The sequence below is a fragment of the Shewanella sp. 1CM18E genome (assembly GCF_023161665.1).
Taxonomy (GTDB): domain Bacteria; phylum Pseudomonadota; class Gammaproteobacteria; order Enterobacterales; family Shewanellaceae; genus Shewanella.
Map to the genome: position 1 here is coordinate 47,842 of NZ_JALNTW010000015.1, position 13,753 is coordinate 61,594.

Below are 13,753 nucleotides of genomic sequence, written 5' to 3' on the forward strand. Positions count from 1 at the left end.
CCTTATATAGCGTTGCGGCCTTCAGCGATGGCAGCAACAGCAGCGATTTCAGCTGCTTCACGTTCACGAACTGTTTGGCGCTCATCGGCATCCAAAGTATCAGCTGTGACTAAACCTAATTCGATTTCGCGAAGAGCGATAACCGTTGGCTTGTCGTTCTCTTCTTCAACCATAGGGTCTTTACCCTGAACAGCGATTTGGCGAGCACGACGCGCTGCAACCAGAATCATATCAAAACGGTTGCCGATTTGGTTTACGGCATCTTCTACAGTTACGCGAGCCATGTTTGGAAACTCCAGTGTTTTATCGATTGAAAAAATGACGCAAAATTGTACATGAAGACAGTTAGCCTGCCAACAGATCTTTAATCATACCATTCTGCGTATGAATTTGGCTAGCAGAGGTTAATCTTTGGCTGCGAATGATCGCTAATAAATCAGCCAATGCTTTGTCGAAATCATCATTGACGATAACGAAATCATATTCATTGTAGTGTGACATCTCTGAAACTGCTTGTGCCATGCGGCCTGCAATCACTTCAGCGCTGTCTTGTCCGCGGCCAGTTAGGCGGCGTTCTAATTCTGTTTTTGATGGCGGTAAAATGAAAACGCCAATAGATTCAGGCATTAGCTCTTTAACTTGCTGCGCACCTTGCCAGTCGATATCTAAAAATACGTCGATACCTTTTGCTAGCGTTTGCTCAATCGTGACACGTGAAGTGCCATAATAGTTACCGAATACTTCAGCCCATTCAAAAAATGCGTTATCGGCGATTAAGCTCTTGAACTCATCTTGAGAAACGAAATGGTAATGTTGACCGTTTTCTTCACCCGGACGTGGTTGTCTTGTGGTGTGCGAAACTGAAACTTGCATATCTACAGGTTGATCCCTTAATAGGGCTGAAATAAGCGATGATTTACCTGCGCCACTTGGCGCCGAGACGATAAATAGGTTTCCGCGAGCGGTCATTAGCTGCTGTATCCGATGTGTGCACAATTTTAAGTACTGTGAACTTAAAATTGTGCGGGTAAAAGATTAAGCGAGCCATTATACAGCCTAGGGTGATATTTGTGCTAGTCACAGATGAATTTATTACAAAGCTTAGTTTGGTGTACCTGAGCCATAGCGGGGTTTCGCTTATTGAGCATCTTTGAGCTTTATTGCCCGAAAACACTGACATTAAGCGCTAAATTCGGTAGGCTAACCCATTCGATTTTGTGCTTTCGCCTGAGCATAAAAAGGCTGCGTTACCACTTATGGAGTTGTAGTGCAGATTTATTATAGGAATTTTTAGGGTGGTAGTTGTATGCAAATAAAGTCGCTTTTTTGTGTTGTAGGTTTAGATAATAGCAAGCGTTTCTCTGCAATCAGTAGTTTGATTTATTTAGCTTTATTTATCTCAGTGGCGCTGTTAGGTCCAAGTGGTTTGTTATATGTTCCGGCGTTGCTCCTTGCTCCTATTCTGGCGTTAACTAGCTTACGCCGATTGCGAGATAGCGGTAAACCTGCACTGTTTACTTTAGTGACTTTATTACCTTTTATTTTAGTCATCATCACCTTAGTGCACATCCAAAGCATGATGCTGTTATTAACCTTTTTATTATTAGCTGTGCTAACCATAGGTTATTTGGCAATTCAGCCAGCTGTAAGCAATGCTGATTATATACAAGGTTATTCAGGCCCTGTTGAGATGAATGAAGCAGCTCGCCCTATGCGTAAAGACAATCACCGCAGCCGAGTTGAGCCAACATTAGGTGGCGGGGAACCAAGTTTCTCTGCAGATATTGACGGCAGGGGGGAAAACGCTGATGTCGTTGATTATTCTGCAGACCTTCAGAAAAGTAGAGCTGATAACGCAGCAGCTAGCGCTGAAGTAGAGAACAAAGCTCAGTTTGATACACAGCCTCGCTCGAATGTTGAGCCAACAAATAATACTTATCAGCAGGATAGGCTTGCTCAGCACCGCCGTCACCGTAACAGCAGACAAGCACAACCAGCTTTAGACCAATTGCAGCTGTTTATTGAAGCAAACAAGAAAGGCGTATTAATCGGCGCAGGCGCCATTGTCGGCAGTATGCTGTTGATTAGTCTTTGGACATTAATACCAAGTTCAGAGCAAGAAGATGTCAATGTCGGCGTAGCTAATGAAGAAGTGATAACCGAGCCAAAAGTTGTGCGAGTATCAACTGCTATGCCTGATGATTTTAGTTTAGCACTGGAAGATGATGTACTGATCATGCGCTGGCTAGGGGATAGCGGTGCACCAGCAAACCTATGGTCATTAGCTACAGCTAAAGGTGATAGAACCTGTTCGCGTTTGCGCTTTAACAATGGCACAGAATATCGACCAATAGTTGTTGATTTACTTGCAGACACAGGCACTGAAGCACGCTTTTCTCCGCTAGATACCGAAGCGATTGTTATTGATATGGCGCGCAGAGGCAATGTCAGTCTGTGCGGTTATAACTTTAGCCTTAAAGGCAGCCAAGCAGCATTAGCTAAAGTTGCTGCCTTTAGAGATTATCTATAAGAAAAAGCGATAGAACAAAAGGTTCGTTTAGCCAATAAGGCTGGATATTGCGAAATAGAGTCTTTAAACTTCTTCGCCTTATTGTGATGCTGCTTAGCATCTGTTAGAGAGACAATTAATTTGATGAGTAACAGCGAACAATCATTAACCTTAGTGATTTTAGCGGCGGGGTTAGGAAGCCGATTTGGCGGTGATAAGCAGCTTGCAGAGCTTGGTCCTAATGGTGAGACCATGTTGGAGCTTTCATTAAAAAGTGCTTATAAGGCTGGTTTTTCCAAAGCGGTATTGATAATTCGCCCAGAGCTAGCGCCGATGTTAGACCAAGCGTTAATGGGCAAGTTCGCTGATAACTTTAGCGTTGAATACTGTGTGCAGTCGATGGACGACTTACCGACAGCTGTTGAAGATTTTGTTGATTTATCCCAGCGTCAAAAGCCTTGGGGTACAGCCCATGCACTTTGGAGTGCAAGAGATCATGTGCATGGGCCAATGGCTGTTATCAACGCTGATGATTTCTACGGTGACAGTGCTTTTAGTTTGTTAGCTGAAGGTTTGTCTACGGCGAATGATGACTGGATGATGGTTGGCTATCCAATCAATCTAACCTTATCTGAAAACGGTGGGGTTAACCGAGGTTTATGCAAAGTTGTCGACGGTAAACTTGTTGATGTGGCTGAGTGGCTTGAGATCCGTCAAGACGCATCTGGTTTAACTGGTATGCTTAGTGAAGAACGACAAGTTATTGCTGACAATGCTGTGGTCTCTATGACTTGCTGGGGCTTTAAGCCCGATATCTTTGCGGTTATTGAGCAAGAGTTAAGTGAGTTTATTAAGATCCATGGTAAGCAGCCTAAAACAGAGTGTTATTTACCGAGTGTTGTACAAGCCCACATAGATAATAACTCCCATGCGACATCTAAATGGGGGGTAAAGGTTAGTGTGGCGCAAGAGTCTTGGTACGGGGTGACTTACCCTGAAGATGCAGAGTGGGTTAAAGTAAAGTTACAACAAACTCTCACGACTAAATAGTCTTTAACGTAGCTAAACTAAAGATAAATAAACTTTTAATTAAACCTTTGCAGGGAAATTCTAGAGCGACTCTAGATAGCAAAAGTGATACAAAAATAACTGGAGTGTTGGGTGATTGATTTTATAAGACAACATGTTTTGTCTCATTTTGGTGTTGATGCTAATGACGCCAAAGTAACCCCTTTGGGGAATGGCCATATTAACTATACCTTTTTAGTTCGTGGATTGAACCGCGATTTTGTGCTGCAAAAAATAAATACCGATGTTTTTAAAACACCTACAGCGTTGGTGAATAATGCGCATAAAATTAGCCAGCATTTGCATAAAAAGGTCGCAGCCGCAGGCTATGGTTTACAAGTCGTCTCGCCAGAGGTTTTGGCAAATGGTGACTTGTATATTGATCTAGGCGAACTTGGCTTTTGGCGTGGTATGAATTACCTACCTTATAGTCACAGTATCGATGTTGTGGGTTGCGAAGCTGATGCTGAAATGGCTGCCAAAGCTTTTGGTCATTTCTCAAGTGCACTTACAGAGCTTGATGCTGAGCAGATTGAAGATGTAATCCCTAATTTTCATCATCTGCCAGGGCGGATTGAGCTGCTTCAGCAGGCTATCAGCGCAGATAGTCAAAATCGAGTTGCGCAATGCCGTGACTGGATTGATTTTGTGTTGTCTCAACAAGGTTTATTGCAGGAACTCGCACAAGTTGAAACTAAGCTCCCGCACCGCATTTGCCATAACGACACCAAGATCAACAACATGCTTTTTGATAAGCGTGATATGTCTAGCTTAGCTATTATTGATTTAGATACCTGTATGAAAGGTTATCTAATGTATGACTTTGGCGACATGGTACGTACTTTCTGTAGCCCTGAAGAGGAAGACTCTACCGCGCTAGATAAAGTGCAGGTACGCGAGTCTATTTTTGGCGCTATCTGTAAAGGCTACTTAAGTGAGTTGGGTGATGTGCTTTCTGATGAAGAGCGCAAGAGCTTGTGGCTAGGCGCCAGAGTGATGTGTTTGATGATAGGTGTGAGGTTCTTAACTGATCACTTAAATGGCGATGTGTACTTCCAAATTCACCATGAAGGTCATAATTTAGAGCGTGCCGCCAATCAGTTCACTATGTACCAAAGTCTGCTGAATCAGCAAGACACGTTAAGCGCTTACCTAAACTAAGCGTTTTATTTAATAAGACCTAGACAAGACCGTTGTTAGGAATTAGACAAGATCGTCGTTAGGATAATAGTCGTTAGGAATAAGCCGAGCAGTTTGACCAATAGGTTGATACTGGCTCGGCTTATTTATTTGCTGCACCGTAAAGTCATGCCTCAGCGCTGGTTTGAGCAAATCTCCAAATATCTCCACTTGCTGATTAGCTGGGTTTAACCAAGCATCAAGCACTTCACTATTTTGTGGCAGAATCAACGGGCTGGCTTTACTGTGATATGGCATTAAGTCAGGATGTGGTGGATTAGTGATGATAGAGCAAGATGTGATTGTTTCACCGGTTTTTGGGTGTTGCCAGTCTCGAAATAATCCGCCAAAAGCTATCGCTGAGTTCTCGGCGATAAAGTCGTGGTAATAGCTATCTTTGCCTTGCTTTTCTGTTTCGCCAAAGCCACTGGCTAGCACTAAGCAACGGCTCTCTCTAAATGGCTGAAAGCCAGCGCTATTGGGCGTATTTAGTTTATCAAATCGGCTATTAAATGAAGTGTAACGGCTGGGTTTAAAGCCTTCGTAAGCTGTTTCAAGCAGTAACCACCAGGTGGCGGTCTGTAAGCGGCGCTCGCCATCAATCTCGCGCACAATACTGATGTCATTAGTCGGCATTTTAAAGCGGCCAAACAGCATCTCTTGCTGGTTTTTAATCCGCAAGTCTTCCATCAATGCTTGTACAAACATGTCATCAATAATGTTGAGTCGACCGCACATGGAAATGTCTCTAATTACCTAAGGTGTTGCTAAGAGTATGGCTGTGGTTGAAGCTAAACACTAGTAAGATAAGGCTTCTTGCTGAGCAGCTGAAGCTCGAATTGCAGACGTAAAAAATGCCAGTAAGCAAGCTTACTGGCATTTTCTATTTAGTCACTCAATTAAACCAGCACTGGGCGAATCGTTCACTCGATGCTGATTTTCTCAGTGCTAGGTTACGCGATGCTAGTTCACACGGTACTTGGCAATCAACTCTTCGTCTAGCTCGATACCTAAACCTGGCTTGTCGCATACGGCTACATAGCCGTTGTCGAACTGTAGCTGGTTTTTCACTAAGCTAGTGAACAGTGGGCTGCTGCTCTGTGAGAACTCCATTAGCGTGCCTTGTTCGCAAGCCGCTAAGAAATGCACTGAAGCATGCAACAAAATACCTGTGCTGAAACCATGAGGGATCAGCTGAGTACCGTTCATTTGCGCGATATCGTAAATCTTCTTCATTTCAGTGATACCACCACAACGGGTGATGTCTGGCTGAACGATATCGGCATTAGACTTAGTGATGAACTCTTGGAACTCGTAACGCGTAGTCAAAGACTCACCGCCAGCAATCTTTTGCGACACTTGGCGTGATAGCTTTTCATAACTGATCAAGCTGTCAGCTAATACCGGCTCTTCAATCCAGTTGAGGTTAAACTCTTCTAGACGCTTTGCCATCATGGCTGAATGACCACAAGTGTGCCACTTAGACGCTAAGTCGATCTGCACTTCCATCTCAGGACCTGCCGCTTCACGTACCGCTTTAACAATGGCGTAGTCAGTGTCTGGGTCATCGCCCATCACGCCGCCGCCAAACTTAATGCTGGTAAAGCCTTGGTCTTTCAAGCCTTGTACAACGGCTACGTTGTCTTCTGGCTTGTCAGCTGGAATGAAAGTACCGTAACAACGGATTTTTTCACGGTACTTACCGCCTAGTAACGTATGTACTGGCACACCGTAGAACTGACCGGCGATATCCCACAGGGCGATGTCTATAGCGCTAATGGCGTGAATGCCTGCACCGCGACGACCCATGTAGTTAGAACCCCAGTACATCTTGTTCCACAGACGCTCGATTTCTAGCGCGTTTTCACCAATCAACAGACGCTTAAGACCGTTGCAGTAGAAGTTAGTTTGTGGCGCCTCGATACAAGCTTGAACCACTAGCGGGCTAGAGTCAGCTTCGCCAACACCCACGATACCTTTATCAGTGTGCACCTTAACGATGACGGCGTCTTCACCCCATTCACAATCGGCATCCATTGCTGGAACGCGTAGGTGGATAACTTCAATATCGGTAATTTTCAACATGATTTATTTCTCTGCAACGTCATCAAACTTGTGGTTTGATAGGAATTTCTTTAGACCGAACATACATAGCATTAGTACGATTACAAATGGTGCCGCAGTTAGGGTTACCGCTGTTTTCAAGGTGTCTAGGGATGCATTGATATATAGCATTGCTAGCGGTAATAGACTTAGCATCACACACCAGAACACGCGTAGCTCACGGCTTGGATCTTGACCTTGCTTTAGGTTCTTAGTGCTTACCGCCGCTACAGTAAACGCAGTCGCATCTAAGTGAGAAGCTAGGAACAACATCATTAGTACGAAGTAGAATACTGACAAGATGGTACCAAATGGCAGGTTAGCAATTAGCTGAGCCACTGCGATGTCGCCACTTGCACTGTTTAGTAGTGCCGGTGCATTCACCACACCGTCAACCATAGCGTCAACAGAGTAACCTGTTAGGGCGCCGAAGAAGAACCAACAACCCGCACAGCCACCGGCAATCAGACCTAATACTACCTGACGGATAGTACGACCCTTAGAAATACGGGTAACGAAGATTGCTACTGCTGGAGTGTAAGTGAACCAGTACAACCAGTAGAACACAGTCCAGTCTTTGTTGAAGGTGCCGCCATTTGTTGCGTCAGTAAACAGGCTCATCTCAACGAAGTTAGTCAGAGTCAGACCTAGTGAGTTAACAAAGAAGTCAACGATGAAGCCGGTGTCACCTAGAACCAATACAACCACAGCGAACACAAAACACATACCACATGCAGCGTGAGCGATTTTTTGTAGACCTTCAGCAATACCGATGTAAGAGCTTAGGGTAAAGGTTAGAGTAATAAGTGCTAATAGAATCGTCTTCATCGCGAAGGTGTTTTCCATGCCAAACAGCTCAGCAAAACCAGTTGATACTGTGTTTACCGTAACTGTAGTGGTTAGGATAAGACCACCAAACGTCGCGAATAGGAAGATAAGATCCAGCGTGCGACCCATAACACGGCTAGCCGTGCTGTCTTCTTTCATGCCAAGGATAGAAACCATTAACGATGATAGGTTAAGACCTTTAGCGCGGTTTACGTGGAAGTGGTACGCCATTGCGATAGACGCAAGACCGTAGATAGCCCAAGGGGTAATACCCCAGTGGAACATCACGTAAGACAAACTAGTACGCAGCGCTTCGTTGCTCTGGCCTTCAATGTTTAGACCAATACCATTGTAGTAGTAAGCCCATTCCATAAACGCCCAGTACATAGTAGCCGAACCTAAACCAGCACAGATAAACATGAACAACCAGCTCATGTTGCTGTATTCAGGCGCGCCATCGCCAAGCTTAATGGTGCCGTAACGGCTGGTTGCGATGTACAACATGGTACAAACAGATGCAAAGGCAAACAGCTGAATGAAAGAACCAAAAGTATTGGTTAATGCTGCGAACGCAGTTTTACCGGCTGCTTGCACTTGATCTGGGTTAAATACCAGCATCATTACAACTGCAAATACCACGGCCAAGCTTACTGAGATCAGCAGCTTGTCGTTTTGCACTTTATCGTTTTGAACTGGGGAAGCAGTTTGTTCTGCTGCCGGTGTCGCTGTTGTATCAGTCACGACTACATCCTTACAAAAGGTAGAAGTGCGGCTTACGTATATTAGGTAAACCGCACAGGGAATTTTAATCGGGCGGATTTTGAGCGAGTTTGGCGCAGAGTGACAACAATAAAAGCTTATTTAGCTATTATCAAATGTAATAGTAAGAGCTAGGTCACGTAGGCGGTTTTACCATTGTGATGGCTTAAACAATAAACTTTCTGTAGTGATTTATCAGTCGAGGTAGAGTCTGTGTGGTAGCTGTTAATAGCTTGTGTTGCTAACTTGGCAATTGTGTAGTCTACATCGCCTTTTTCAAGCCGCAAAAGCTGATTGACAGAAATACGGCACCACAAACAAAGTCGCCAAGCTGGTTGCATTAGCTGCTGTTATTAGCAAAAGAGATAGCACTCAAAATGGATGCTGCATCACATTTCATATAAACCAAGCCTATTTGAGGGCGCAAGATGGCAATTTGTGGATTGAAAAATAGCAAAAAACAATTAAATTGTAGGATTGTCTGACAATTTTCGCTAGTAGAATGAAAAAAGCCATCCAGCTCGACCCTAACGACAACGTAGCCACGCTACTTGTTGATGCCGTTAAAGGCGATGAGATAGAAATTATCTCCGCCAACAATCAAGTCATTGATCTAGTGACCTGCCTTCAAGCCATTACTTTTGGTAATAAAGTGGCGTTAACTGATATTGCCGACCAGCAACTAATTACTAAAGCGGGTTACCCAGTAGGTGTGGCGATTATGACTATCCCTCGCGGTGAATTAGCCCATGTACAAAATGTGCGTAGCCAACGATTAGATATTCCTGACAACATCATTGAAGAAATTATTAAACAGATGGGCATTGAGCAAGCATGATGAACACATTTATGGGTTTTGGCCGCGCCGACGGCACAGTAGGTATTCGTAATCATGTATTGATTATGGCGGTAGATGAATGTTGCGACGGCATCGCTCGCGCCATCGCCGACAGTATCGATAACGGTATCGTCGTCACCAACTACAACACCTGTATGTATGGTGGTAACGAAGAGATGATCAACACCATGGTGCATACGGGCAATAACCCCAATGTCGCCGGTGTACTGGTGCTGGCGATGGGCTGCGGCAGTATTGATCCTGAAATCGTTGCCGCGCCTATCCGCGCAACAGGGCGCGAAGCGTTTTCGTTAGTGTGTATCAAGCAGCAAGGCACGCGCGCCACCATCAATCAAGGTAAAGCATTCGCACAAGAGTTACAGCAAGCCGCTAATGCCGCGCCGCGAATAGAAACGCCGATTTCTAAGTTAGTGATTGGGGTAAAATGTGGCGGTTCAGATACCAGCTCTGGCATTGCTTCTAACCCGAGTGTTGGCCGCGCGGTTGATACCTTAGTGGATTTAGGCGCAACCGCGATTGCCGGTGAGTTAATTGAGCTTGTGGGCTGTGAAACCATTTTGCGTCAGCGCGCGGTGTCGCCTGAGGTAGCTGACAAACTAGAGCGCTTAATTCATGAAGAAGAAGCGCGCTGGCACGTAGACGGTGCTGAAGTCGAGACAATGAGCATTGGTAACAGTGTTGGTGGCCTTACTACACTGGAAGAGAAGTCTTTTGGCGCGCTGAGTAAAACCGGTACTCGTCCAATTCAAGGCGTGTTGCAGATAAACCATCTGGTGCATGAAAAGCCGACTACCGCAGGTTTTTACCTATCAGAAGCCACACATCTGTGCGGTAGTGCAGGCATGCACTTTGCGGCACTGGGCGCACAGCTAATCTTATGGACAACCGGCGGCGCAGGCTTTAATAACCCCATCGTGCCAGTGATCCGTGTGAGCGGTAACCAATATTTGCTAAATGAAGATATAGATATTGACGCTTCTGGTATCATGCGCGCCGAAGAAGGTGTAGAAAGTGTTGCTGAGCGCATTGTCGCCAAAGTTGCCTGTGTAGCCCAAGGCCAGCAGACCAATATTGAAGAGATTGGTTACAGCTATTGCAGCTTGTACCAAAAAGACCAACGCTTAGAAACGGTATTACGTTTTAAGCCAGGCTGCTAATCAGTTTTAACGTATTAGCAGTTAATAATTGTTAGCTGTTAATCGTTAATAGTGCAATGCCCTTATCCTACAACGTTGCGGTAGGGGCTTACCATCGCAGGATGTTATGAATACAACTCAAGTTAGTTCAGCAAGTGCCCGCTTACCGCAGTTATCTTGGTTTATGGCATTTAAAGCGGTGGCAGATAAGCAAAGCTTTACCGAGGCTAGCCGCGAACTGTGTCTGACCCAGTCAGCCATTAGCCAACAAGTGGCTAAACTTGAGGCCGTGCTGCGGACAAAGTTGTTTTATCGTGGTGGCAGACAAATTCAATTAACCGAAGATGGTAAGCGATTACTGTTACAGATCAATCAGCCGATCCAAGAGTTAATGGGCGTGGTTGACGGTTTCCATAATGATGCCGAGCACTACACGCTGCACATTGAGATGGAGCCTGTGTTTAGCCGCCAAGTGATCAGTAAATTACTGCCTAAGTTCTTGGCTCAGTACCCTAAGTTATTAGTCGGGCAGATGCTGACCACCAATCACTTTGACTTTTTACCGCAAACCGAACTCGCCATTAAGTGGGGCGACGGTGAATGGGAAGGGTTTGATTCGCAGTTTTTGTGTAGTCTAGATTATGTGCCGGTGTGCTCGCCAGAGTACCTCAAGCGCAAACCGCTCACCAAGCCAGCAGACTTAGCCGATGCCAGTATTATTCATGACCGAGACAACTTCGACTGGCGCTATTGGCTAAATTATTATCCAGTGGCCAAGCTAGAGCTGCAAAAGTGCCATTACGCCAGTGAAAGCCAAGTGGTGATGTCGCTGGCCATGAGTGGCTTAGGTGTGGCAGTGTGTGCCCATCAGCAGATCCAAGAAGAGCTTGCCGATGGTCGTTTGGTGATGCCGTTTCCTGAGTTAAAAGTGCGCCATCAGCGGGCATATTATATTTTGACTCGTAAAAATAAGCCGTTATCGCCACAAGCCCATAGCTTTATTCAGTTTGTTCACCAAGCCATGCTGGAGTAGCTCCGACATTAGTCGAGTTTATTTCACTTGTTTGGTTACTTAACATGATACCTACGCACTATTTGAGCCATCAGTAAACGATATGAAAATCATTAAAGAAAGTTTGGAGTCGCAGGCCATTCGTTATCTGCGCACGCATATATTGGAAGGCCATATCAAACTCGGCGAAAAGCTGGTGGAGAGTGCGTTAGCCAAGCAGCTAGAGCTGTCGCGCAGCACGGTGCGTATGGCGCTAAACTCGCTAGTCAATGAGGGGCTAGTGATTCAAAAGCCCTATTCGGGCTGGCAAGTGGTTGAGATAAATGAGCAAGATTTATGGGAGCTGTATCATTTACGTGTTGCGCTAGAAAGTGAAGCCGCCGCGATGGCTGCTAAGTGGGCCAGCAGCGATGATAAGCGCCGCTTAGCGGACTTCTTTCAAGAGTATCAACTGTTGTGTTTACAGCATGGTGATGACACCCGCCGCATCAGTGAAATGGACTGGCAATTACATCAGCTGATCATTGAGATCTGCGGCAGTGAACGCATGCTCAATCAATATAAGCAGATCTTATATCCACTGCAGGCTTACATTGCCATTACTCACCAAGATTACGACTTGTCTGACAGCGCCTCAAGCCATCAGGCCTTAGTGCAAGCTATCTGTGCAGGCAACCCTGAAACCGCCGCCGAGCAAGCAAGAGCTAACATCACCCCGATGTTCCGTACTGATTTAGCGAAAAGTGATTTAGTGAAGACGGATTAATTACTCTCGTTTTTTAACGTCATGAACGTTACACGCTATAGCGTGTAAAACAAAACAGGCCCATATGACGTTACGCCATATGGGCCTGTTTGCTAACTAGCCGCTAAAAATGGGCTACTTAAACAAGGCTCATAAACAAACCGGCAATGGTTGCTGCCATTAGGTTCGACAAGATACCAGCGAATAATGCTTTTAAACCTAGTGATGCAATTTCAGAGCGGCGCTCTGGCACTAAACCACCAATACCAGCAATCGCAATCGCTACCGTACCTAAGTTAGCAAAGCCACACAGTGCGAATGATAAAATCACTTGAGTGCGCTCAGACATCGGCAAGCCTGTAGATTCAACAATCATGTCGCCGCTTAGATAAGGTGCTAGGTTGATATAAGCAAAGAACTCGTTGATGACAATCTTCTGGCCGATGAACGAACCCGCAAGTAGCGCTTCATCCCACGCCACACCCATCAACCATGCAACAGGGGCGAACAGATAGCCAAGGATTAACTGTAAGCTTAGGCCATCAAAACCAAACCAATTACCAATGCCACCTAACATGCCGTTCATTAGCGCCACTAAGCTGACAAAGGCAAATAGCATGGCGCCTACAGCCATGGCGAGTGATAAACCGTTCATGGTACCGGTTGTTGCCGCATCAATAATGTTAGCTGGTGGATTTTCTTCAACTACCGCTAAGCTCTCATCCTCTACTTTTTCAGTTTGTGGGATCAACAACTTAGCAAACAGTAGACCACCTGGCGCCGCCATAAACGAGGCTGCTAACAGGTACTCCATCTTAATGCCGAGCTGAGCGTAACCCGCTAGCATAGTGCCGGCAATCGATGCCAAGCCACCACACATTACCGCAAACAATTCAGCACGAGTCATTTTCGGCATATAAGGCTTAATTAGTAGTGGCGCTTCAGTCACACCTAAGAAGATGTTAGCACTGGCAGACATAGATTCTGCTTTGCTGGTATTCAGGATTTTTTGCAGTGCGCCACCCACAATGCGAACCACCCACTGCATGATGCCTAGGTAGTACAGCACCGCCGAAATTGCTGAGAAAAACACAATAATTGGTAGCACTTTAAAGGCAAGCACAAAGCCGCCAGCGCCAAATAGCTCATACATTTTGTCGCTAACTAGGCCGCCGAACATGAACGACATACCTTGGTTGCTATAACCAATCACGGTTGAAACCGCTTCAGCCATATTAAAGATAACGGCTTGGCCAAACGATGAATAGATGACAAACGCACCCATAATTAACTGCAGTAAAAACGCCAAACCAACCGTGCGGTAGTTAATGGCTTTACGGTTTTCTGAAGCTAGAAAAGCCACTGCAAGTAGGGTGATGATGCCAACAATACTGATTAAAATTTGCATTTGTTTTGTCTATTACTATCTAAGTTGATGTAAAGGGGAGGCTAATGTTCTCCCCGATGTTTAGGGCAATGTTTAAAGCATTCTTTAAAGCATTTTTTATAACAATGAAGCGTTAAATTAGCGTTTTTAAAGCGAGCGAAAGCGGGC

At 45.3% G+C, this 13,753-nt stretch carries 13 protein-coding genes; 7 read left to right on the forward strand and 6 right to left on the reverse strand.

Annotation, left to right across the window (positions count from 1 at the left end):
- Positions 1-2 precede the first annotated feature (2 nt).
- Both rpoZ and gmk read right to left on the reverse strand, forming a co-directional pair.
- On the reverse strand, positions 3-284 hold the full coding sequence (gene rpoZ, locus MSG37_RS16920; protein WP_012275521.1) for a DNA-directed RNA polymerase subunit omega: 282 nt from the start codon (positions 282-284) through the stop codon (positions 3-5).
- Between the two features lie 61 nt (positions 285-345).
- Positions 346-969 carry a guanylate kinase gene (gene gmk / locus MSG37_RS16925; RefSeq protein WP_248471839.1) on the reverse strand — a complete coding sequence of 208 codons (624 nt, stop codon included), beginning with the start codon at positions 967-969 and terminating at the stop codon, positions 346-348.
- Between the two features lie 337 nt (positions 970-1,306).
- Here gmk and MSG37_RS16930 point away from each other — a divergent pair, with 337 nt between their 5' ends.
- The 3 genes from MSG37_RS16930 to MSG37_RS16940 all read left to right on the forward strand — a co-directional run bounded on the left by MSG37_RS16930 (position 1,307) and on the right by MSG37_RS16940 (position 4,738).
- On the forward strand, positions 1,307-2,530 hold the full coding sequence (locus MSG37_RS16930) for a DUF805 domain-containing protein (protein ID WP_248471840.1): 1,224 nt from the start codon (positions 1,307-1,309) through the stop codon (positions 2,528-2,530).
- A 123-nt stretch (positions 2,531-2,653) separates the two neighbouring features.
- Positions 2,654-3,559 carry an NTP transferase domain-containing protein gene (locus MSG37_RS16935; RefSeq protein ID WP_248471841.1) on the forward strand — a complete coding sequence of 302 codons (906 nt, stop codon included), beginning with the start codon at positions 2,654-2,656 and terminating at the stop codon, positions 3,557-3,559.
- Between the two features lie 111 nt (positions 3,560-3,670).
- Positions 3,671-4,738 (forward strand): aminoglycoside phosphotransferase family protein, encoded by a 1,068-nt coding sequence (locus tag MSG37_RS16940; protein WP_248471843.1) that lies wholly within the window; start codon positions 3,671-3,673, stop codon positions 4,736-4,738.
- A 42-nt stretch (positions 4,739-4,780) separates the two neighbouring features.
- On the opposite strand, the gene MSG37_RS16945 is transcribed toward MSG37_RS16940, so the two are convergent.
- The 3 genes from MSG37_RS16945 to MSG37_RS16955 all read right to left on the reverse strand — a co-directional run bounded on the left by MSG37_RS16945 (position 4,781) and on the right by MSG37_RS16955 (position 8,428).
- Positions 4,781-5,494 carry an SOS response-associated peptidase family protein gene (locus tag MSG37_RS16945; RefSeq protein WP_248471844.1) on the reverse strand — a complete coding sequence of 238 codons (714 nt, stop codon included), beginning with the start codon at positions 5,492-5,494 and terminating at the stop codon, positions 4,781-4,783.
- Positions 5,495-5,719: 225 nt separating this feature from the next.
- Complete coding sequence (locus tag MSG37_RS16950) at positions 5,720-6,841, reverse strand: mandelate racemase/muconate lactonizing enzyme family protein (protein ID WP_248471846.1); 1,122 nt, start codon at positions 6,839-6,841, stop codon at positions 5,720-5,722.
- A gap of 3 nt (positions 6,842-6,844) precedes the next feature.
- Positions 6,845-8,428: a BCCT family transporter gene (locus tag MSG37_RS16955; RefSeq protein ID WP_248471848.1), complete on the reverse strand. Its 1,584-nt coding sequence runs from the start codon at positions 8,426-8,428 to the stop codon at positions 6,845-6,847.
- A gap of 520 nt (positions 8,429-8,948) precedes the next feature.
- On the opposite strand from MSG37_RS16955, the gene MSG37_RS16960 reads away from it, so the two are divergent.
- The 4 genes from MSG37_RS16960 (at position 8,949) to MSG37_RS16975 (ending at position 12,219) form a co-directional block, all read left to right on the forward strand.
- Positions 8,949-9,284: an SAF domain-containing protein gene (locus tag MSG37_RS16960; protein WP_248471849.1), complete on the forward strand. Its 336-nt coding sequence runs from the start codon at positions 8,949-8,951 to the stop codon at positions 9,282-9,284.
- Complete coding sequence (locus MSG37_RS16965; RefSeq protein WP_248471850.1) at positions 9,281-10,462, forward strand: UxaA family hydrolase; 1,182 nt, start codon at positions 9,281-9,283, stop codon at positions 10,460-10,462. Before MSG37_RS16960 ends, MSG37_RS16965 begins: the two co-directional genes overlap by 4 nt.
- 106 nt (positions 10,463-10,568) lie before the next feature.
- On the forward strand, positions 10,569-11,474 hold the full coding sequence (locus tag MSG37_RS16970) for a LysR substrate-binding domain-containing protein (RefSeq protein ID WP_220780436.1): 906 nt from the start codon (positions 10,569-10,571) through the stop codon (positions 11,472-11,474).
- A gap of 82 nt (positions 11,475-11,556) precedes the next feature.
- A complete protein-coding gene (locus MSG37_RS16975) occupies positions 11,557-12,219 on the forward strand; it encodes a GntR family transcriptional regulator (RefSeq protein WP_248471851.1) in 663 nt (220 codons plus the stop codon).
- Between the two features lie 118 nt (positions 12,220-12,337).
- Here MSG37_RS16975 and MSG37_RS16980 read toward each other — a convergent pair whose 3' ends face one another.
- A complete protein-coding gene (locus tag MSG37_RS16980) occupies positions 12,338-13,606 on the reverse strand; it encodes a NupC/NupG family nucleoside CNT transporter (protein ID WP_248471852.1) in 1,269 nt (422 codons plus the stop codon).
- Between the last annotated feature and the right edge of the window lie 147 nt (positions 13,607-13,753).